The organism is Gilvimarinus sp. 1_MG-2023, assembly GCF_030548285.1.
The window spans coordinates 62,829-83,636 of record NZ_JAUOSC010000010.1 but is presented as its reverse complement, the minus strand read 5'-3'; the positions used below and the strand labels follow the sequence as shown (position 1 = coordinate 83,636).

Below are 20,808 nucleotides of genomic sequence, written 5' to 3'. Positions count from 1 at the left end.
CTCAACAACGGACACTGCAATGGCACTTTTGCGCATCTCTTCACCTCATACACACCGCGCGCTCAGCACAGGGACGGTGATGCGCACCCTTGTGATCGCCACACTCCCCGGCCTCGCCGTACTGACCTACTTTTTTGGCTTGGGTACGCTGCACAACGTCTTGCTTGCCAGCATTACCGCCATGGGCTTTGAAGCGGCGGTAATGAAACTGCGCGGTCGCCCCGTTTGGTTTTACCTGCGCGACTGCAGTGCTCTGGTCACCGGCGTTCTATTAGGCCTTGCCTTACCGCCCTACTGCCCCTGGTGGCTGGTAGTGCTCGGCAGTGGCGTGGCCATTGTACTCGCCAAACAGCTGTACGGTGGTATGGGCTTCAACCCATTTAACCCCGCCATGGTGGCTTATGTTGTCCTGCTGATTTCCTTTCCCCTACACATGAGCCAGTGGGCGGCACCACTAGACATTGGCGGTCAAACGCCCGGTGTGGTGCAAGCGCTGCAACAGATTTGGTTGGGCACGAGCATTGATGGTTATACCGCCGCCACACCTTTGGATACAGTTAAACAAAATAGCGGCTTAATGCTGAACGACCTGTATTTACAAGACCCTGTTTTAAGCGCGGGGCAATTTGTCGGTGCCGGCTGGGAATGGGCCAACCTCGCCTTTTTAGTCGGTGGCGCTTACCTGCTTTATCGGCGCATTTTCACCTGGCACGCCCCCGTGGCGATGTTGGCCAGCTTATCGATAATGGCCTTTTTATTTTACGACGGCGGCAGCTCCACCAGCGGCGGTTCCGTGCTGTTCCATTTATTTTCCGGCGCCACTATGCTCGGAGCTTTCTTTATTGTCACCGACCCGGTCAGCTCGGCGGTCAGCACACGTGGACGATTAATCTACGGGGCTGCGATTGGTGTGTTGATCTACGTGATCCGTATTTGGGGTAACTACCCAGACGGCATTGCCTTTGCAGTACTGCTAATGAATTTTGCCGCGCCTTTTATTGACTATTACACGTTGCCACGCACTTACGGGCATAAAAAAAGTGAGCGGGCTACTCGCAAGGTGGATCAATAATGCTAGGCGCATCTATCAGTAAAAATTCTCTGTTGCTGGGCTTATTTGCACTGGTCACCGCAGGCATCTTGGCGTTAACCAACGTGAATACCCGCGATCGTATCGCTGAAGCTGAGCGGCAGGCCGCCGAGAAAGCACTGTACGAACTGGTACTGGCCGAGCGGGTCGACAACGATTTATTGAGCGACACCCTCCCTACGCCCCCTTCTATGCTGGCGGCGCTGGGGTTGGATACGCCCGAGGCTATTCACCGCGCCCGCAAAGACGGCCAAGTTATTGCGGTGATTGTGCCCGCCGTCGCCCCCGATGGTTACAGCGGTGATATACGAATAATCGTCGGGGTAAATCGCGACGGCTCGGTCGCAGGCGTGCGCGCACTGTCTCACAAAGAAACCCCCGGCCTCGGCGATAAGGTCGATACCGCCAAAAGTGATTGGGTTTACGGCTTTAACGGCAAAAGCCTCAACGATCCTAGCGTGCAGCAATGGGCTGTGAAAAAAGACGGCGGTGTGTTCGACCAGTTTACCGGTGCCACCATTACCCCGCGCGCCGTCACCGCACAGGTGAAACGCGTTTTACAACAAGTGGACGCCCAGCGCGCGCTTTTGTTTGAACTTCCAGCCGAAGCAGGAGAGAAACATGGCGGACAATAACCAGTGGCAAGAAATCAGCGAAAAAGGTTTATGGAGTAATAACCCAGCACTGGTACAACTGCTGGGGCTCTGTCCACTGTTGGCAGTATCCGGCTCGGTGGTCAACGCCCTCGGACTGGGATTAGCGACCATGTTGGTTCTGGTTAGTTCTAATATTGCTGTGTCACTGATTCGTAAAACCGTGAGCGACGCGGTTCGATTGCCCGCATTTGTAATGATTATTGCCTCATTAACCACCTGTATCGAACTGGTCATGCAGGCATTCACCTACGAGCTTTACACGATACTCGGTATTTTTATTCCGCTGATCGTCACCAACTGCGCTATTTTAGGTCGGGCCGATGCCTTTGCCAGTAAAAATCCGGTGCTGCCCGCCGCCTGGGACGGCTTAATGATGGGCCTGGGCTTTATGCTAGTACTTGTCACACTCGGTGCAATTCGGGAGATCTTGGGCTCGGGCACGTTGTTTGCCAACATGCAATTATTGTTTGGCGAGAGTGCTCGCAGTTGGCAACTAACCCTATTTACCGACTACCCGGGCTTTTTGGTCGCTATCTTGCCGCCAGGTGCATTTATTATTACCGGATTTTTAATCGCTCTCAAAAATGGCGTAGATAGCCATTTACAAGCCCGTGCCGCAGCGAAGAAAGAAAAGCCGGTAAAAGGCAGCAAGCGCGTTCGCACCACGGGCAAAATCGCTTAACTCACAATTCTATTCTAGACTCACTCTGAGGTATAAGTGCTTGCGCTTGCCTCAGATAGCGTCAATAATCATCTATTGAGAGTGTGTCTACACACACGATTCACGCTGCCACCACCCGGTGGCCATATTACTTCTATAGAGGGATGCAAAATGTTCAACTTCGGCCAAGATGATATGAATGAGTTTGTTCAAACTCATGTCATTCCTTGGGGGATCAGCTTAGTCACCGCATTGCTGATCTTCATCATCGGTAAAATTGTAGTAAAAATTCTGGTAGGTGTTATTGGCAAGCTCCTGCGCCGCACTAACCTCGACAATATCTTGGTTGAGTTTATCCAGGCAATTGCCAACGCACTGCTGCTGATCGTCGTCATCATTGCGGCTCTTGATCAGCTAGGTGTAGATACCACCTCTCTGATTGCTCTTATTGGTGCTGCCGGTTTGGCGATTGGTTTGGCTTTGCAGGGCTCACTGCAAAACTTTGCTGCGGGCTTCTTGCTATTGGTATTTCGCCCCTTTACGGCAGGCGATTACATTGAGGCAGGTGGTACAGCAGGTGTGGTTAAAACCATTGGCATCTTCACCACTACGCTAAACAGCCCTGACAATAAAGAGATTGTGGTACCTAATGGAGCTATCTACTCGGGCAACATTACCAATTACTCTGCCTTGCCTACGCGCCGCGTAGACTTAGTATTTGGTATTGGTTACGGCGACGACATCAAAAAAGCCAAAGAGATCATGGACAGTGTTGTCAAAGCCGACGAGCGTGTACTGGCCGATCCTGCGCCACAAATTGCAGTCAGTGAATTGGCTGACTCCAGTGTTAACTTCGTGGTTCGCCCGTGGGTCAACAGCGCCGATTACTGGGGCGTGAAGTTTGATTTAACTGAGAACATCAAACTTGCCTTTGACGAAAATGGCATCAGCATCCCTTTCCCTCAAATGGATGTACACCTGCAAAAAGAAGAAGACGCCGCTTAATTCTTCACTTTCTCGGCGGCCTCACGGCCGCCGTCTCCCGTAAAATAACGTAAATCACCGTGCGACTGCCCCCCTAGCCCGCAATAATTGCCCTATGAGCCGATTACTGATAATTGATGACGACCAAGACCTGTGCGCCATGCTCAGTGAATATTTAAATGCCCATGAGCACGAGGTTAGCTGTCGCCATACCGGCACCAGTGGGCTTGAGGCCGCCCTAAACTTGCAGCCCGATATGGTATTGCTAGATGTTATGCTGCCGGAATTAAACGGTTTTGATGTTCTGCGGCAATTGCGCTCCAAGTCGCGAGTACCGGTATTAATGCTTACCGCTCGCGGGGATGAAATCGACCGGGTTCTCGGCCTTGAGCTCGGCGCTGATGACTATTTGGCAAAACCTTTTTCTCATCGAGAATTAGTCGCCCGAATTCAGGCTATTCTTAGGCGTATTAGTCCCGCACAAGAACCGACCGGGGCGTTAGTTTTGCACGCAGGCAGTATGCAGGCGGAATTTTACAACACCGCCGTCGACCTCACTGCAGCCGAGTTTCGTGTACTGAATGTACTTTACGGTAACGCTGGTGAAGTGGTGGACAAAAACGCTATTTGTGAGCAGGCATTCGGGCGCAAGCTACATCCATACGATCGACATATTGATATTCATGTCTCCCATATTCGAAAAAAACTGGCCGATATTAATCCTATCGAAAGCATTAAAACCATTCGCGGTAGTGGTTATCAATTATTGGTCCACCACGCATCATGAAACTCGGCATCGCCGGTTTTACCGGCCGTTTATTTTTATGGTTTTGGCTGTCGTTTACTTTGTTAATCGTCGCTAATTTTTATCTTACTCGCTATCTAGATCACAACACCGAGCCTAGCCCTCCCTCCGCCCAGGACCTCAAAAAACTCGAACACATCAGTGAACGTTTTGCCAAGAGCGACATTCGCCCTATAGACCGCCTATTGCGCAGCCATCTCAGTCGCAATCTGATTATTATCGACCCGCAAACAGGCGCTCCACTGCGCACCCAACGCGGCCACTGGCGACTTGCCCCTCTATTTGAGTCCAATCAGGTTCAAGTTATGGAATTGCGCCCGGGCCACAAAATCATTGGCCCCTTTACAATCTCGACTCTGGAGCGGGACTACCGGGCTTTTTGGGCTATGCCGCCCGAGCACATACCCGCCTGGAGAGCGCAGCTGCAAAGCAACTCTCAATGGCGTCTGGCCATTTCCGCTGTACTGGTACTGATACTGTCGCTAGTACTGGCGCGCTGGTTGAGCCGCCCGGTAAAAACACTGGCTCAGGCCGTCAGACAATTTGGCAACGGCAAACTCGACACTCGGGTAAGCGAAGGCAGGGGGGAGTTTGGCCAGCTGGCGCGTGAGTTTAATAACATGGCGACCAAGTTGCAGGCGTCGATGGACAGTCAGCAGAGACTGGTTGCCGATGTTTCCCATGAGTTGCGCTCGCCCTTAACTCGGTTAAAGCTGGCTGCCGGTATATTGTCTGAACAAGTACAGAGCACTTATGTGCAACGCATTGAAAAAGAGTGCGATACACTCGACCATTTAATTGAGCAGGTGTTAACCCTTGCCCGGCTGGAAGGCTCGATCTACCAGGAGCAGTCTGCGGCCGTTAACCTAACGAATATAGTATCCACCAGCGTTGAAGACTGGCGTTTCCAAATGCCGGATACCATTATTGTATACGAGCCCCGAAAAGCACTATTCGCCCAGTGTAAGCCACATCTAATGCAACGCATTTTGGATAATTTATTGGGCAATGCCAGCCGCTACGCAGAAAAAGTTTGGGTAGAGCTGGATAGTAACACCGAGCACTGGACTCTCGTCATTGCCGATAACGGCCCCGGAGTTGATGAGGCCCAAATAGAACACCTATTCGAGCCTTTTTACCGAGCCGACTCGGCCCGAGCTCACGATGGAAACTTTGGTCTGGGTCTGGCCATCACTCAAGCGGCAGCAGCTGCTCAAAGCATTGATATATGCGCCAGCAAGTCTCCTGAGGACGGGCTTAACGTAGTATTGACCGGTGCCATAAAAAAAGCCCCCGCAGAATAATTCAGCGAGGGCTTTTTTATAAGTGTGTTTAACGCGCGTTTTCAGTGACTGCGATCACCTCGCTCACGCTTGTCACGCCCACCTTTACCACGATCTTTCATCTTCTCCTGCATTGCTTTTACTTCTTCACGCTGCTCTTCGGACAGTACCTTACCGAGGTCAAAGCGCAGCTGCATCATGGCCAGCTCGCGTTCATCTTTTGCATCAATCAGAGTTTGAGCGACTACCGGATCAAAAGTTTCCGCTTGCATTAGCGCTTGCATTTGTTCGCGATGTTGCTCACGGGCAGAATCGTCGCGTGGATAGGCGGACTTAAAATTCTCCGTCAATAACTGGATCTGACTCACCTGCTCATCACTGAGTTCTAACTTTTCGATTACGCGCTCGCGCAGCAATAACTCACCTTCGCCACCGCGTGGACCGGGCTGGGCAGAGGCCAATGAACTTATAGTCAAGGCACCGGCAATCATTAATGTAGGCAGTAATTTAGTCATCATTTTTTCTCCTAAGAAATTATTAACCACACAGACAGAATACTCCGTCGAGTGAAAACCACTGTCGCGCTACGTAAACTTATGAAAACCTAGCATTCTCATGATACTGCCTTTAGTCAGAGGTTTATCTGGTGTTGTCGCCAATATGGGCAAAACTGCCAAATTCTGCCTCACTCGCCCAGTTATGGTATTTTAACGACCTGAAACACGGAAAAGTCATTGTTGGCATTTTAAAAATCACTTCAAATGGGAAGCCACTCTATGTCATCCATACCCCGCCTTACACTATTGACCAGTACCCTATTGGCCATGACAGCCTGCTCAACCCTCAGTAAAGACGAGTGTCTAAACGCAGACTGGCACTTGATTGGACTGGAAGATGGCTCCCGTGGCTACGAGGTCAGCCGTATTGGATCGCACCGAGAGGCTTGCGCCAAAGTGGGTGTAGTGCCTAATTTAACCCAGTACCGGGCCGGTCTAAATGAAGGCTATCAATCCTACTGCGCTGCGGCCAATGGCTACGCTGTCGGGCTGGCCGGAGGACAATACAAAAATGTCTGCCAAAACAAAGATGCTCAAGACTTTGTCAGTGCCTATCAGCACGGTCGCGATCTCTACCGTCTGCAACAATCCCTGCAGAACTTGAATCAATTGATTGCCGACTACAACAACACCATCGATAGTCTACTGAATGATAATGCTGTGCTTGAGGAGCAACTGGTGCATCGCGCACGCACACCGACAGAGCGTCAACAGTTGTTAAACTCCATCAAGAATAATGAACAAGAAGCCGCCGAACTGGCGCAGAGTATTATTTATTCGGAGCGCGAACGCGCGGTTTTAGCGCAAGACTTGGCTGATCTGGAAGCCTACCACCGCCAACTGGGTTATCAATAGATAGCCCGTATGAGAAAGGCTGTGGTCACACTGGTAAACCAGTTTTATCACGTCACCATTAAAAGTGGCGTTTAGCTTTTATCAATATCTGATAATCGTCGATGCCGTCTCTTTCTGTGATTGGGGTGGCGATATCGAGATGAACAACATTGCCCACCCGTACTTTACTGGAGCTCAATCTAAGCCCTAGACCAAAATTAGCCAGCATATGGTTATTGTTATTATCCGGTCCTTCCCAAGCCTTTCCCGCCTCCAAAAATGCCACCGCGCCCACCCGTATTAAATTAAACCAGTGCCAGTCGGAGTAATAGCGACGCTCCAGGGTTGCCAGCATTCGCTTTTTACCGCGCTGAAAAGAGGTGGGGTAACCACGCATGCCCTCTATGCCGCCCAAGGTCAGCTCTTCATGCTGCGCCAAGTCTTGCCCAACATCGTAAGATATACTGGTGTACCAGCGGTTTTTGGAGCTCTGCATATAATTATAGGAGACTTCACTGGACCAGACCGAACTGTCGTAATCTTCGCTGTTCATATGGTCACGCCCATTCACCCCTAGATACACTCGCAATAGGTGAGCATCGTCGACACTAAAGATATGCTGATAATTACCCAAATAACGCACCACATCGCCGTGGCGACCGGGTTCAGCCTCGCCATAGCCCATACGGAAACCAAATGTGATGCCGAGGGGGACATCTTCGGTGCGCTGTATTTGATTTAAATTACGATAAACCGCGTAGCGATCTTCTAAGTACTGATATTCCAGCCAGGGATAACTCGCTTTCCGGTCTTCGGGGATACCCAAATCGGTGGTGTCTTTATTAGGGAAAAAATGATCTTCTTCGATGCTATAACCGACCAGCAGTCGCTGTGTCGAGCGTTTCGTCGTGAAAATCGAGTGGCCATAAAACACCTGTTGCAGGCCACGCTCGTGCTGATAACTGTTTACCTCATCGCCTTTAGAGCGAATAATCTCGGCCTCGGTGACGTCACTGTAGAGAATGCCAGCAGACCAAGGCGTATGGCGCGAAAAAAATGGACGCTCCAACTGCACGATAGCGTTTTTGCCATCGGAGTTATCGGAATAAGATAATTGTGTTGACCAACGCGAGCTCAATATATGATCGGTCTGCAATGAATAGCGAACACCGGTGCGATCGGCTTCTTGATCGTAGCCAATCGAAAAGCTGGTACCGCTGCCCATGATATTGTCATCACTGATGCCGATACCAGTGGTCGCGTCGCCCCCGCTGTGACTAAAAGAGGCGTCTATCTCTAACGACCAACTATCGCGGGTCACCACCACCAAATCCACCGTTCCCTGACACACCCGCTCTGGCAGGATAAACGCACCAGTTAAATATTCACGGCGACGCAATAAACGCTCGCTTTCCTGAATCACATCGGGGTCTAGGGTGTCGCCTTCGGCGAACAATATCTGGCTGGAGACAACATACTCTTTGGTATTAATATGCAGGTTGTTCAGAAATCGATAAATACTCTTATTTTCATCCGGGTCGTTTTCATCGAACACCCCTACCCGCTTATAGCGAATACTGCGGATGATCCGACCCTTTAACGCTTCGATATCGGTGGTATCGAGGCGGCTGCCGCCTTTAAAGCGATCCATGGCTCGACTGGCGAAATCGACGTTATAACAGCTCTCCTCCTGTGCGCCAGCCTGGGCCATGGGTAGACAAAGCAATATGCCAAAGATGAGGCGCACCAGCGGCGCAAGTGTCAATGTACAGCGCATAAATTCCATGCATAGCAGCCAGCGAACGGCCTAGCATTACTCCCAACCAATTACTTCCCAATTACTCACCGGGGCCCAGAAATTCAAGATTAACACGGTGAAACATCCGCGCCATATAAAAATGTAAAATCTCTGTCTTCGGCAGGAACTTTATAGGCTTAGTGATGGTGGTGATGTGAGTGAGGCTCGTGCGAGCTGGCAGACGAGGCCTGCTCACTGGATGAGGTGTGCTCAGGGCCCGATTCTTCAGTACTATGCTGGTGCTGGTGGTGCGCATGATCGCCGCCCAGAGTGCCGTAAACCGTCCAGGCTGCAAAAAGCAATAATAACAAGGCTGCGCCTCCGCGCACCCAGCGCGAGCGAATAGCGCGCAGTACAGGCTCAGCTAGGGTAGCCGCCAAAGCTACGGCCGGCAAAGTGCCCAAACCAAAGCCCAACATAAACAGAGCGCCCGAGCCCGGTCCCGGCTGGGTCAAGGCATAACTGAGCGCGGTGTATACCAAACCACAGGGCAACCAACCCCACAAGCCACCTAATGCCAGCGCCGCCGGCACACTGCGCACAGGCATAAAACGTTTACCGAAAGGTTGCACCCAACGCCAAAGCCACTGACCTGCTCGCTCCAAACGGGTTAACCCACGCCAAAGATCGGTTATATACAACGCCATTGCCACCAGTAAAGCGGCCGCCAATAATCGCAGGGCTGGGCCGGCCCCCATAGCAATTAGCCCCTCAGCAAACAACCCCGCCAGAGCACCCATAAGGCAATAACTTGCGATACGCCCCAGATTGTAGGCGAGAATAATTCGCAAGCGTTTAGTGGCTGAGGCCTTTTCGATGGCCATGGTAAGCGCGCCCATAATGCCACCACACATGGCCAGACAGTGACTGCTGCTAAAAAAGCCCAGGCTGAGGGCAACCAAAAAACTGGCAAAGTCCGTAGGCATGAAGATCACTTAGGTGTCTTGTTGTTGTCAGTGGCTGACTTTTTAACGGCGGGCTTACGATCATCATCGAACAGGATTCGGTGAGCTTCGGTATCAAGATTGTCGTACTGACCCGATTGAATCGCCCAGAGCAACACGCGAATCGCGATGGCGACAAAAACTAAAGCAATAGGGATAAGAAAAAACAGACTATTCACACTAACACCTGTGTTTCAGACAGTTACCTGTGATTCAAACAATGCAGCGCTATTAGGACCAGCGCGCTAATCGCATAGCGTTGAGCACAACAATCAAAGAGCTTGCCGTCATACCAATGGCGGCCGCCCAAGGGGTGACTAGACCACAAGCGGCTAAGGGCAACGCTATGGCATTGTACAACAATGACAACGTCAGATTTTGCCGAATCACTTTTCGAGTTTGAGCCGCTTTTTCAAAAGTATCACTGATCGGATCAAGACTATCAGCCAACAGCAACACATCGGCGTGGGTGGCCGCTAGCTCTGAGGCTTGCGCCATAGCAAAAGACACGTCCGCCTTTGCCAATACTGGCACATCATTTATGCCGTCACCAATCATGGCCACTGTATCACCTCGGTCTTGGCAAGTGGCTAAATGCGACAATTTGTCCTCCGGCGTGGCGCTGCTGCGGTAGGTGTTTATGTTCAGCTGTGTCGCTACCCGTTCAACGTTGGCCGGGGCATCGCCACTGAGCAATTCGGTTTGTAAATCGAGGCTGGCAAGGCGATGCAACAGTGTTGACGCTTCATCACGAATTGGATCATTTAGCGTTACCTTGGCCAGCTGCCCCACCTCGTCACTTAATGACAACTGCAGCCCCTGTGTGGAGGTTGGCTGCGCACCGCTTACGGCTGCAAAATCAAAACGGCCAAATCGATAGTGCTTGCCGTCTATTACCCCTTCCACACCTGCGCCCAGATGCTGCTGAATATCAGTGGCTTTCAGCTGGTGACGCCACGTATTAAAAGCATTGGCAATCGGGTGACGACTCCCCTCTTCCAGTGCGGCTATTACCGCTAACAAATACTCTTTATTTTCGCCCTGTCGTACCACTTCAAGCTGATCCAAGGACATTCGCCCGGTGGTCAGAGTGCCGGTTTTATCGAGCAACACCCGGTCGATACGGGGCAGGGTTTCCAACACATGACCGCGAGTAATCAAAACGCCCCGCTTGCGCAAGGCCTCGGTGGCGGTGGTTAACGCAGTGGGCATGGCTAAAGCTAAGGCGCAGGGGCAAGTAACAACCAATACCGATAGCGCCACCCAGAGCGCTCGGCTGCTATCGAGCCAAGACCAAACCGCAAACACCGCCAGACAAACCAACAACACCCCAGCGACAAAATAGCGCGCCACCCGGTCGGCCAACGCCAGTTGCTGAGGTTTATCCGCCTCGGCCTGTTGGATTAGGCGCTCCACCGCAGACAATCGAGTACCACTGCCCACTGATTCCACTGTTATTTCAATAGGTGAGTCTATATTTTCGCTACCAGCGATTACTGTCGACCCAGCCGCCTTAGCCACCGGGGTCGATTCGCCGGTGATAAACGCCTCATTGACGCTGGTGCTGCCACTGAGTACGACCCCATCGGCGCAAATATTTTGTCCGGCATCTATACGAACCCTGTCACCACAACTAATCTGACGCACCGCAACTTGTACCCACGCCCCCTCTTGCCAGCGAGTAGCCACAGCGGGGATCAACTGCGCCACATTGCTGCGTCCGATACGACTGCGTGCCCGCGAGCGCATTTCTAAATAGCGCCCCACCAATAATAAAAAAACAAACATGGCGATGGATTCAAAATAGACATCGCCCTGTTTGGTTACGGTGGCCCAAAGGCTGGCTCCAAACCCAAGAATTATCGCTAATGATACCGGAACATCCATCACCAATTGCCCCGCGCGCAAGCTGCGCCAAGCTGCGCGAAAAAAAGGCTGTGCACTGAATAAAACCACGGGAGTAGATAACAACAAGCTTAACCAGCGCAATACGATTTGCCACTGATCAGCTGCACCGGTATACAGGCCCACCGCGACCATACCGGCCTGCATCATGCCAAAGCCGGCCACGCCTAAACGCATTAAGGCGAGGCGGTTTTCACGCTGTTCCAGTTTCACTTGCGCTTCATCGGTAGCCGGGTGCGGCTGATAACCGATTAAAGCCAGCTGCTGCATAATATCGCTCAGGTCTACCACATCTGGCTCAAAAACTATTTGCGCCCTAAAACTGGTGACATTAATCCGCACCGACTCAACGCCATCAATGGCCAGTAAATGTTTTTCAATCAGCCAGGTGCACGCAGCGCAGGTAATACCCTGTAACAGTAAATTGGCTTGGTTTTGCTGACGGGAAAGTGGCAACACAAACTCAGATTGAACATCGGGGTCGTTATAAATTTGGTAGTCTGAACTGGTCGATTGATCCGTAGGCTTTTGGCTGCTGGCCTGGCGATATTGGTAAAATCGACTGAGGCCGCCATCGGCAATAGCCGTAGCCACCGCCTGGCAGCCTGGGCAGCACATTAATCGCTCTACCCCATCTATCTCCACGGGGTAATGCTCATGGCGAGGCAACGGTAAACCGCAGTGGTAACAATCGTTTGGGGTTACTGTACTGGCTTCAGGCATAACGCCGCTTACTCATTCCGCGCTTATTCGAGTGCACAAAATTACGGCTGCGCGGCTGAAGATGACGCCGTAACCGAAGGGCTAAATGTCCAGCGCTGATCGCGCGTAAAATTCATCTCACCTTTAAGGCGCCATGGCGCTTCGTTGCGATTTTGTTCACCAACCGGCACCAATGTTAAGTACCAGTGCTGATCACTATTGGGAACGCTGGCGGTATACTGGTTGGCACCTGTTTTGGTGGCTGTTACGGATAAGTCTTGAGTTTCATCCACCGGATGATCAAGCCACAAGACCAGTGCTTCTGGGTGTGGAATCATCGGTGAATGCAACACCAGCTGTAGCTGTTCATTGTTACTTTGCCAAACAATATCAACACTTAATTGCCAGTTGGCCGCGCGCTTATCTTGGGCGAGAGACTGATTAATCATTCGCCCTTCTTTGTAATAATTATCGATAACCGTATCATCAGCCATTTTTACAGCGACAGTGACAAAAGAAAGCGTCACTATCACCACCACGATTAATGGCGTAAGTACAAACCAAGCCCAAGGTTCTTTATACCAGGGTTGTCCTTCTTTCACATCGTTTGACATCAATACTCTCTTAAAGGTGGCCCAATAAAGCTGGTGGTGTGCTGGGTAGTTAAGTTTTGATCATCTAGAGAGGTGACCGTTAGCGTTATTTGCGTTTCTACATCTTGTAGTGCTTTGCGCTCAACGGCCACTCGCATAGGAAAGGTGAAGACCTCACCAGATTCGACTTCTAACGCCTTGTAACCCTGTACCCGGAAAGGGTAATCCCCGCTCACTTCGACAGCATAACGATGCGCCTGACCATCCATGTTATTAATTTTTAAGGTATAAACGTTTTGTACGTCCTTACCACTGATGCGGTACATTCTTACCCCGCGGTCACGCAGTAATTCCATTCCCAGTGGCGTGCGGGTAGAAATGTTGTACACAAATACGCTGACCATCACCAACAGCACCAAAAGATAACCAATAAAACGTGGCCGTAATACATGGGTTTTACCGTTTTCCACGGCATCTTCTGTGGTAAAGCTGATCAAGCCGCGAGGATAATCCATTTTATCCATCACGGTGTTACAGGCATCGACACATAACCCGCAATCAATACATTCAGACTGCATACCATCTCGGATATCGATATCCACTGGGCAAACCTGTACGCACCACGAGCAATCGATGCAGTCCCCCAACCCTTGGGCTTTATAATCATCCCCAGGCTTGCGAGGGCCTCGTTTCTCACCGCGCACATAATTGTAAAATACCGTGAGCGTATCCGTATCGTACATAACTGCCTGAAATCGAGCGTAAGGGCACATATATTTGCACACCTGTTCACGCAAAAAACCGGCATTAATAAACGTTGCTGCGGTAAAGAAAAACACCCAAAAAGCGGCCGCCGGGTGTGCATCCAAGGTGACCAACCCAACAATCAACTCGCGAATAGGAACGAAATACCCAATAAAAGTAAGGGCCGTTATCAATGCGATGAGAAACCAAAGGCCAAAGGTCGCTCCCTTTTTCAACACCTTTTCAAGCGACCAAGGCGCAGCATCCAATTTTATCCGTTTGTTGCGATCCCCTTGGCAAAAGTACTCGACAAAAATGAACATTTGCGTCCAGACTGTTTGCGGGCAAGTAAATCCGCACCAAACCCGCCCCACCAAGACCGTTACCGTGAACAATAAAAATGCACTGATAATCAGCAGCCAGGCCAAATACATTCCATCGTGCGGCCAAAAAGTTGTCCACAAGACATGGAATTTTCGTTCGGGCAAATCAAAGAGAATGGCCGGTCGGCTATCGATCATTAGCCACGGCAGAAGGATAAAACCGGCAATCAACGGTAGGCCTGTATAACGGCGGAGCTTTTGGTAAAAACCAGTTATACGACGAGTGTAGATTTTGTCTTCCGCTTCGTACAAATTAACGTAACGAATACCACTGTCATCGGAAGACTCATCACTGGGGGTATTGCGGGGGGTATCTTGATTCACACAGACTCCTCGAACGATCGGGGTCAAATCTCCGGAAAATTCTGCGACTGTGTCGCAAAATTTTCCGGACTAATGGCATAATCAATCGGCCACTACGCTTTTAGTCTTGATCCTCATAGGGCAGCGACAAGCTGTATACATAAGCCGCCAATAGATGGATGCGACTTTCTTTTAACAACTCTTGTTGCGCTGGCATAACGCCGTTACGACCTTCGCGTAAAGTCTGGCGAATACCGCTGGGCTCACCACTGTACAGCCAAATATCATCGGTCAGATTAGGTGCACCTAACATTGGATTGCCGGTAGCATCTGCTCCGTGGCAAGCAACGCAATTGCGCTTAAAGTGCTCAGCACCAACGAGAGCCATTTGTTCATCGTGCTCACGCCCAGATAAACTCAGAACATACTCAGTAGTTTGTGCAATACCTTCATCACCCAAGATCGCAGCCCAGGGTGGCATTGCGGCTTTACGCCCCTGTACGATGGTTTCTTTAATTTTCTCTGGGCTACCGCCCCAAATCCAATCGTTATCAGTCAAGTTGGGGAAGCCATGATTACCACCGCCATCGGCGCCATGACACACGGCGCAGTTATTGGCAAAAAGACGCAAACCCATTTTCATAGCGTCTTGATCTTGCGCTAGCGTTTCAATCGGCATGGCATTGTATTTACCAAATTGCTCGGCGTAGCGTGCATCAGCTTTTTGCTGATGTCTTTTCAGCTCTAACTCTTGGGTCCAGCCACCGGGGTAGAAACCTTTAAAGCTACCTAAACCCGGATAAATCATTAGGTAGACACCGGCAAAGATAAAAGTGGCGATAAACATTTTAAACCACCAGCGCGGCAACGGATTGTCGTATTCTTCAATGCCGTCATACACATGACCGGTGGTTCGATTCTCCGGCGTTTCATCATCTCGCACAGCTACCTTGCGATTGGCCAACAAAACCCATAACACCAACACTAAATTGGTCAGGGTTAGGCCGATAATCCAAAGGCTCCAAAAAGTACTCATAATCAATCCCGCCTAGCTACATCATCGGTCGATGAATCGGATTCATCTACTTCATTGTCATCGTTGTTAGTGACGTCATCGCCTTCATCAGCAAAGGGTAAGTTCGCAGCATCATCGAAACGCTTACGCCGTTTTGGGGCAAACGCCCACCAGCAAACACCGGCGAAAGCGATGGCCATCAGTACCGTGCTAATGGCCCCCAACATCCCTTTATCCATGCTAACGCTTCTCCTGCAAAAGCGTACCAAGCTGCTGCAGATAAGCGACTACCGCATCCATTTCCGTCACACCTTTAACCTGCTCTCCTGCCCCTTCGATATCTTCATCGGTATAGGGAACACCAACTTTGCGCAAACCGCGCATTTTGGCCTCGGTGAGTTTGCCATCCAAGGTCTGATCATAGAGCCATGGAAAGGAAGGCATATTGGATTCGGGCACAACAATCCGTGGATTAAACAAATGAACTTTGTGCCAGTCATCGGAGTAGCGTCCGCCTACACGTGCCAAATCTGGCCCGGTGCGCTTTGAACCCCATAAAAATGGATGTTCATACACACTTTCACCGGCTACCGAATAGTGGCCGTAGCGCTCGACTTCCGCTCGCAGTGGACGCACCATTTGCGTATGACAGACATGGCAGCCTTCGCGTATGTAGATGTCGCGCCCTTCCAGTTCCAGTGGACCTAAGGGCTTTAATCCGGCGATCGGTTCGGTGGTTTCTTTTAAGAAAAATTGCGGGACAATTTCTACCAGGCCGCCAAAACTAATGGCGACAATCACCAACACGGTCATTAAACCGATGTTTTTTTCGACGATATCGTGACCTTTCATGCGTCTTCTCCCTTATACCGTCTGTGGTTTAGCGTCGGCTTTGGCATCCACCGAGTCGGGTGTTTGCGCTGTGCGATAGGCGTTATAAGCCATCAGCACCATACCGGACAAGAAGAATACACCACCTAAAAAGCGTACAAAATAACCTGGATAGCTGGCTTGAACTGCTTCGACAAAGCTGTAGGTCAAGGTGCCATCATCGTTAAAGGCACGCCACATCAAGCCTTGCATAATGCCATTGACCCACATGGAGGCGATGTACAATACAGTACCAATGGTCGCCAACCAAAAGTGGATATTGATCCACTTAACGCTGTACATTTCTTTGCGACCAAACAAGATTGGCAGCAAGTGATAGATAGCGCCAATGGAAATCATCGCTACCCAGCCTAAAGCGCCGGCATGCACATGGCCGATGGTCCAATCGGTGTTGTGGCTCAAAGCGTTAACAGTTTTGATCGACATCATCGGGCCTTCAAAGGTCGACATCCCGTAGAACGACAGTGAGACCACTAAAAAACGCAGAGTCGGGTCGGTGCGCAGCTTATGCCAGGCGCCAGACAGTGTCATAATACCGTTGATCATACCGCCCCAAGACGGTGCCAACAGAATCAAAGACATCACCATGCCTAAACTCTGAGCCCAATCTGGCAGCGCTGAGTAGTGCAAATGGTGCGCGCCGGCCCATATATAAATAGAGATAAGCGCCCAGAAGTGGACAATAGATAACTGATAAGAATAAACCGGACGGTCGGCCTGCTTGGGTACAAAGTAGTACATCATGCCAAGGAAACCTGCGGTCAGAAAGAAACCCACGGCATTGTGCCCATACCACCACTGCACCATAGCATCGGCGGCGCCGGAGTAGGCCGAATATGACTTCATCCAGGAAATAGGAATGGCGGCACTATTGACGATGTGCAGCACGGCCACGGTCAAAATAAAACCGCCATAAAACCAGTTGGCCACATAAATGTGTGAGGTTTTACGTTTGACAATCGTGCCAAAGAACACCAAAGCATAGGCTACCCACACTAATGTAAGCAATATATCAATAGGCCACTCAAGTTCGGCATACTCTTTACTGGAGGTGTACCCCAAAGGCAGAGTAATTGCTGCCAGAACAATCACCAGTTGCCAGCCCCAAAAGGAAAAGGGGACCAACCAACCACCCCACAATTTCGCCTGACAGGTGCGCTGTACCACATAGTACGAGGTACTCATCAAGGCACAACCGCCAAAAGCAAATATAACGGCATTGGTATGTAATGGACGCAAGCGGCCAAAATGGGTATACGGCTGAAAAATGTCATTTAACTGGGGCCAAACTAGCTGGGCGGCAATCAATACACCGACACCCATACCAACAATACCCCAAACAATGGTCATAATTGCGAACTGGCGAACGACTTTGTAGTCATACACCGGGTGATCTCCCGCCGCAACAAGGTTACTACTCATAGGACCTTCCCTACTCTCTTTGGCAAAACACAAATTGTATGAATATTGTTATTTGAAGTGGCGCACAGAGCGCTACCCGCCCTAGGTGCGATTATCCAACACCTAGGACTGATAAGATTTGATTTTCATCAACTATAGTACAGTCACCAGCATTACGACATCAGCGCCCTAGCGAGCGGAGAAAATCTGGCAGTTGATAACACCCTAAACAAGTTAGGGCAATCGTTACAGCAGTTTGCGGCCTTTGTTGGCGGCAATTCGCATACGCAGAGCGTTCAGCTTGATAAAGCCTTCGGCATCTTTTTGATCGTAAGCGCCGGCATCGTCTTCGAATGTGGCGACTTTTTCATCGAATAAGCTGTCTTCTGAGCGACGACCCACAACGTGAATACCGCCTTTATACAGCTTTAAGCGCACATCGCCATTGACATGCTCTTGAGACTCATCAATCACAGTTTGCAGCATTTTGCGTTCAGGACTCCACCAGTAACCGTTGTAAACCAACTCGGCATACTTGGGCATCAAACTGTCTTTTAGGTGAGCGACTTCACGATCCAGAGTAATGGACTCAATGGCGCGGTGTGCTTTCATAATAATGCTGCCGCCGGGGGTTTCGTAGCAACCGCGAGACTTCATACCCACATAGCGGTTTTCTACAATATCCAGACGACCGATGCCGTTATCGCCACCTAATTGATTGAGTTTGGCCAACACTTGTGCGGGGCTTAGGCGCTCACCATCGATGGCGACAATATCGCCCTTGTCAAAGGTAAGATCAATATAAGTCGGCTTATCAGGTGCAGCTTCAGGAGAAACACTCCAGCGCCACATCTCTTCTTCCGCTTCGGCCCAAGGCTCCTCCAACACACCGCCTTCGTAAGAAATGTGCAGCAGGTTGGCATCCATCGAATAGGGTGATTTTTTCTTACCAGAAGAGAAATCCACCGGAATATTGTGCTCTTCACAATAAGCCATCAGGGTTTCACGCGAGGTTAAATCCCATTCGCGCCAAGGGGCAATCACCTGAATACCCGGTTTTAAGGCATAGGCACCCAACTCAAAACGCACCTGATCATTACCTTTACCGGTTGCGCCGTGGGATATTGCATCAGCTCCCGTTTCGTTGGCAATCTCGATCAGGCGCTTAGAGATCAGCGGGCGAGCAATGGATGTACCCAGTAAGTACTCGCCTTCGTAGATGGCGTTAGCGCGGAACATGGGGAAGACAAAATCGCGGACAAACTCTTCGCGCAGATCGTCGATATAAATTTCTTTAACACCCAAGGCTTCGGCCTTAGCGCGGGCGGGCTCTACTTCCTCACCCTGACCAATATCGGCAGTAAATGTCACCACTTCACAGTTGTAAGTTTCCTGCAGCCATTTAACGATCACCGAGGTATCCAGACCACCGGAATAGGCCAGTACAACTTTGTTGATGGATGACATACTCTGCTCCTAATTGATAAGAATTCTTTTTCGCGCCCGGGCACCCAATCACAATTACTTTACTATGGGCAATGGGTAGGCGTTCCATAAGCGCGGGGAATTGTACAGCCAAACGCGTACAATTCCCACCGTAACGTCACCAAATTACACACTTAACTCTGGCTTAACATTAGCCGCTTCGCTCTGTGGATAACCCGAGCAGCCCCTATGCATTTTCGAGTAAGGACTAGCCTACCTAAAATACACCGACCGCTTACCGCATTTATACCTGACCGCCAGCCTCAAGCAGCCGCTGCTGGGCCCAGCTCGACAATTCGGCCAGTAATGGTTTGAATCGTTCATCTTGCGCTGCCAACCGAGTCAGCTCGGCCTCGAAATCGGCCTGGACAATGCCGGCACCCGCCGCGGGGTCGGTTAAGCGCAGCAGACAAAACTGACGCCAACGCTGAGCCTCGTCGGCAGACAAGGAGTCGGGGAAATTGCGCGCGCGGTAGCGCCAAAAAAGCTCGGGCAAGCGTTTATCGTGAAAATCAAACTGGCCGCTGGCCATGCTGGCGCTGTCGCCAGCGCGAATTTTACGGGCCAGCGCCCGATCGTGATCATCCAAAAAACCGTCGTAAAGCATGGCGTCTACATCAGTGCGAGGGGTAAATTCACTCAGCTGATATAGCTCAGCCAATTTGGCGCGCAGCGCCGTCACCTCCACCAAGCTCAAACTACAAAGCTGTTGCCAGTGGCGCTCACACTCGGCCCGATCTAGCCCCAAACGTTGCTCAGTGGCCTCATCCAGCATGGCAACCGGCAACACCATAGGCGATTTATTGAGATGAATCTCTTTCAGCGCTAAACGCTCTTGCCCCTGGGGCAGATCGGCCGTGGCGACAAACAAGCGCTCGACCAACACTGACGCGGGCTCGTTTAACAGCGTCCGCGGCGACTGACTCAGGTTAAACGCAATCACGCTGTTTTTGTTTTTAGGATGGTAAGCCAGCGGAACCATTAGGGCGCAGTTGCCCTGCTCTGAGGAAAACATGGAGGAAATATGCAGCACGGGCTTGAGCGCATCGATATCCAACTGCCGGGAAACAAACTGTTTATTGCGCAGCTTATAGGCATGCTCAAACAACTTGGGCTGGCGCTGCTTGATCAAGCGCGCCAAAGCAATAGTCGCGTAGACATCACTCAGCGCATCGTGGGCAGCGCCGTGCTCTAGCCCATTGGCTGCGGTGAGTGCCTCGAGCTTAAAACAGGGTTTACCATCATCGTAGTTGGGCCATTCAATCCCCTCTGGTCGCAGGGCGCGGGTCATACGAACGACATCAATAATGTCCCAGCGGGAATTACCCGACTTCCACTCGCGCTCATAGGGATCGTAAAAATTGCGGTAAAAACTGAAACGGGTCACTTCATCATCGAAGCGAATGGAATTGTACCCTACCCCGCAAGTACCGGGAGCTGAGAGCTCCTGATGAATACGAGCGACGAAATCACGCTCACTCAACCCCTCTTGCTGCGCCTTGAAAGGCGACAACCCTGTCACCAAACATGCCATTGGCTTGGGCAACAGATCTTCTGGCGGGCGGCAGTAAACCATTAGCGGCTCACCAATGGGATTGAGCTGCGCATCCGTTCGAACCCCGGCGAATTGACTGGGACGGTCAACCGCCGGAACCTCTCCCCAGGTTTCATAATCGTGCCAGTAAAAAGTTTGCACTGCCCGCACATCCTTTGTTGGTAAACATACGTATTACTGTACCATCTCTAGCACCTTGGCATATACTGGCGGGCGAAC

General features: G+C 50.8%; 20 protein-coding genes. 7 read left to right on the top strand and 13 right to left on the bottom strand.

Annotated elements, in window-relative coordinates; all coding sequences use genetic code 11:
* Positions 1 to 19 precede the first annotated feature (19 nt).
* The 6 genes from rsxD to Q4563_RS11830 all read left to right on the top strand — a co-directional run bounded on the left by rsxD (position 20) and on the right by Q4563_RS11830 (position 5,500).
* A complete protein-coding gene (rsxD, locus tag Q4563_RS11855) occupies positions 20 to 1,072 on the top strand; it encodes an electron transport complex subunit RsxD (RefSeq protein ID WP_303604626.1) in 1,053 nt (350 codons plus the stop codon).
* On the top strand, positions 1,072 to 1,725 hold the full coding sequence (gene rsxG / locus Q4563_RS11850; protein WP_215977213.1) for an electron transport complex subunit RsxG: 654 nt from the start codon (positions 1,072 to 1,074) through the stop codon (positions 1,723 to 1,725). The genes rsxD and rsxG overlap by 1 nt, the downstream gene beginning before the upstream one ends.
* Positions 1,712 to 2,428, top strand: a complete 717-nt coding sequence (locus Q4563_RS11845) for an electron transport complex subunit E (RefSeq protein ID WP_215977214.1) — start codon at positions 1,712 to 1,714, stop codon at positions 2,426 to 2,428. Before rsxG ends, Q4563_RS11845 begins: the two co-directional genes overlap by 14 nt.
* 150 nt (positions 2,429 to 2,578) lie before the next feature.
* The gene (locus tag Q4563_RS11840; protein ID WP_215977215.1) at positions 2,579 to 3,412 is read left to right on the top strand and encodes a mechanosensitive ion channel family protein; all 834 of its coding nucleotides are present in this window, start codon (positions 2,579 to 2,581) and stop codon (positions 3,410 to 3,412) included.
* 94 nt (positions 3,413 to 3,506) lie between these two features.
* On the top strand, positions 3,507 to 4,178 hold the full coding sequence (locus Q4563_RS11835) for a response regulator transcription factor (RefSeq protein WP_215977216.1): 672 nt from the start codon (positions 3,507 to 3,509) through the stop codon (positions 4,176 to 4,178).
* Complete coding sequence (locus Q4563_RS11830) at positions 4,175 to 5,500, top strand: sensor histidine kinase (protein WP_303604625.1); 1,326 nt, start codon at positions 4,175 to 4,177, stop codon at positions 5,498 to 5,500. The genes Q4563_RS11835 and Q4563_RS11830 overlap by 4 nt, the downstream gene beginning before the upstream one ends.
* A gap of 41 nt (positions 5,501 to 5,541) precedes the next feature.
* Here the strand turns inward: Q4563_RS11830 and Q4563_RS11825 are convergent, their stop codons facing one another.
* Positions 5,542 to 5,997, bottom strand: a complete 456-nt coding sequence (locus tag Q4563_RS11825; RefSeq protein WP_215977218.1) for a Spy/CpxP family protein refolding chaperone — start codon at positions 5,995 to 5,997, stop codon at positions 5,542 to 5,544.
* 258 nt (positions 5,998 to 6,255) lie between these two features.
* Between Q4563_RS11825 and Q4563_RS11820 the strand changes: the two genes are divergently transcribed.
* A complete protein-coding gene (locus tag Q4563_RS11820; protein ID WP_303604624.1) occupies positions 6,256 to 6,891 on the top strand; it encodes a DUF2799 domain-containing protein in 636 nt (211 codons plus the stop codon).
* 58 nt (positions 6,892 to 6,949) lie between these two features.
* Here the strand turns inward: Q4563_RS11820 and Q4563_RS11815 are convergent, their stop codons facing one another.
* The 12 genes from Q4563_RS11815 to sbcB all read right to left on the bottom strand — a co-directional run bounded on the left by Q4563_RS11815 (position 6,950) and on the right by sbcB (position 20,730).
* Complete coding sequence (locus Q4563_RS11815) at positions 6,950 to 8,647, bottom strand: hypothetical protein (protein WP_215977220.1); 1,698 nt, start codon at positions 8,645 to 8,647, stop codon at positions 6,950 to 6,952.
* A gap of 158 nt (positions 8,648 to 8,805) precedes the next feature.
* Positions 8,806 to 9,594 (bottom strand): sulfite exporter TauE/SafE family protein, encoded by a 789-nt coding sequence (locus Q4563_RS11810; protein WP_303604623.1) that lies wholly within the window; start codon positions 9,592 to 9,594, stop codon positions 8,806 to 8,808.
* 5 nt (positions 9,595 to 9,599) lie between these two features.
* On the bottom strand, positions 9,600 to 9,791 hold the full coding sequence (gene ccoS, locus Q4563_RS11805) for a cbb3-type cytochrome oxidase assembly protein CcoS (protein WP_215977222.1): 192 nt from the start codon (positions 9,789 to 9,791) through the stop codon (positions 9,600 to 9,602).
* A gap of 52 nt (positions 9,792 to 9,843) precedes the next feature.
* Entirely contained in the window at positions 9,844 to 12,240 is a 2,397-nt protein-coding gene (locus Q4563_RS11800; protein ID WP_303604622.1) for a heavy metal translocating P-type ATPase, read from the bottom strand.
* A gap of 41 nt (positions 12,241 to 12,281) precedes the next feature.
* Complete coding sequence (locus tag Q4563_RS11795; protein ID WP_215977224.1) at positions 12,282 to 12,833, bottom strand: FixH family protein; 552 nt, start codon at positions 12,831 to 12,833, stop codon at positions 12,282 to 12,284.
* Positions 12,833 to 14,263, bottom strand: a complete 1,431-nt coding sequence (gene ccoG / locus Q4563_RS11790) for a cytochrome c oxidase accessory protein CcoG (protein ID WP_303604621.1) — start codon at positions 14,261 to 14,263, stop codon at positions 12,833 to 12,835. Before ccoG ends, Q4563_RS11795 begins: the two co-directional genes overlap by 1 nt.
* A 100-nt stretch (positions 14,264 to 14,363) precedes the next feature.
* On the bottom strand, positions 14,364 to 15,278 hold the full coding sequence (gene ccoP, locus Q4563_RS11785; RefSeq protein ID WP_215977226.1) for a cytochrome-c oxidase, cbb3-type subunit III: 915 nt from the start codon (positions 15,276 to 15,278) through the stop codon (positions 14,364 to 14,366).
* A gap of 2 nt (positions 15,279 to 15,280) precedes the next feature.
* On the bottom strand, positions 15,281 to 15,496 hold the full coding sequence (locus tag Q4563_RS11780) for a cbb3-type cytochrome oxidase subunit 3 (RefSeq protein ID WP_303604620.1): 216 nt from the start codon (positions 15,494 to 15,496) through the stop codon (positions 15,281 to 15,283).
* A 1-nt stretch (position 15,497) separates the two neighbouring features.
* Positions 15,498 to 16,109 carry a cytochrome-c oxidase, cbb3-type subunit II gene (ccoO, locus tag Q4563_RS11775; RefSeq protein ID WP_215977228.1) on the bottom strand — a complete coding sequence of 204 codons (612 nt, stop codon included), beginning with the start codon at positions 16,107 to 16,109 and terminating at the stop codon, positions 15,498 to 15,500.
* A gap of 12 nt (positions 16,110 to 16,121) precedes the next feature.
* Positions 16,122 to 17,570, bottom strand: coding sequence for a cytochrome-c oxidase, cbb3-type subunit I (gene ccoN / locus Q4563_RS11770; RefSeq protein ID WP_303604619.1), 1,449 nt, complete (start codon positions 17,568 to 17,570; stop codon positions 16,122 to 16,124).
* A gap of 225 nt (positions 17,571 to 17,795) precedes the next feature.
* Positions 17,796 to 19,016 carry an argininosuccinate synthase gene (locus Q4563_RS11765; RefSeq protein WP_215977230.1) on the bottom strand — a complete coding sequence of 407 codons (1,221 nt, stop codon included), beginning with the start codon at positions 19,014 to 19,016 and terminating at the stop codon, positions 17,796 to 17,798.
* 262 nt (positions 19,017 to 19,278) lie between these two features.
* Entirely contained in the window at positions 19,279 to 20,730 is a 1,452-nt protein-coding gene (gene sbcB / locus Q4563_RS11760) for an exodeoxyribonuclease I (RefSeq protein WP_303604618.1), read from the bottom strand.
* Positions 20,731 to 20,808 lie beyond the last annotated feature (78 nt).

Coding starts and splice junctions, on each gene's coding strand:
- rsxD (WP_303604626.1), top strand. CDS start 20: ATGGCACTTTTGCGCATCTCTTCACCTCATACACACCGCGCGCTCAGC.
- rsxG (WP_215977213.1), top strand. CDS start 1,072: ATGCTAGGCGCATCTATCAGTAAAAATTCTCTGTTGCTGGGCTTATTT.
- Q4563_RS11845 (WP_215977214.1), top strand. CDS start 1,712: ATGGCGGACAATAACCAGTGGCAAGAAATCAGCGAAAAAGGTTTATGG.
- Q4563_RS11840 (WP_215977215.1), top strand. CDS start 2,579: ATGTTCAACTTCGGCCAAGATGATATGAATGAGTTTGTTCAAACTCAT.
- Q4563_RS11835 (WP_215977216.1), top strand. CDS start 3,507: ATGAGCCGATTACTGATAATTGATGACGACCAAGACCTGTGCGCCATG.
- Q4563_RS11830 (WP_303604625.1), top strand. CDS start 4,175: ATGAAACTCGGCATCGCCGGTTTTACCGGCCGTTTATTTTTATGGTTT.
- Q4563_RS11825 (WP_215977218.1), bottom strand. CDS start 5,997: ATGATGACTAAATTACTGCCTACATTAATGATTGCCGGTGCCTTGACT.
- Q4563_RS11820 (WP_303604624.1), top strand. CDS start 6,256: ATGTCATCCATACCCCGCCTTACACTATTGACCAGTACCCTATTGGCC.
- Q4563_RS11815 (WP_215977220.1), bottom strand. CDS start 8,647: ATGCGCTGTACATTGACACTTGCGCCGCTGGTGCGCCTCATCTTTGGC.
- Q4563_RS11810 (WP_303604623.1), bottom strand. CDS start 9,594: ATGCCTACGGACTTTGCCAGTTTTTTGGTTGCCCTCAGCCTGGGCTTT.
- Q4563_RS11800 (WP_303604622.1), bottom strand. CDS start 12,240: ATGCCTGAAGCCAGTACAGTAACCCCAAACGATTGTTACCACTGCGGT.
- Q4563_RS11795 (WP_215977224.1), bottom strand. CDS start 12,833: ATGTCAAACGATGTGAAAGAAGGACAACCCTGGTATAAAGAACCTTGG.
- ccoP (WP_215977226.1), bottom strand. CDS start 15,278: ATGAGTACTTTTTGGAGCCTTTGGATTATCGGCCTAACCCTGACCAAT.
- Q4563_RS11780 (WP_303604620.1), bottom strand. CDS start 15,496: ATGGATAAAGGGATGTTGGGGGCCATTAGCACGGTACTGATGGCCATC.
- ccoO (WP_215977228.1), bottom strand. CDS start 16,109: ATGAAAGGTCACGATATCGTCGAAAAAAACATCGGTTTAATGACCGTG.
- ccoN (WP_303604619.1), bottom strand. CDS start 17,570: ATGAGTAGTAACCTTGTTGCGGCGGGAGATCACCCGGTGTATGACTAC.
- Q4563_RS11765 (WP_215977230.1), bottom strand. CDS start 19,016: ATGTCATCCATCAACAAAGTTGTACTGGCCTATTCCGGTGGTCTGGAT.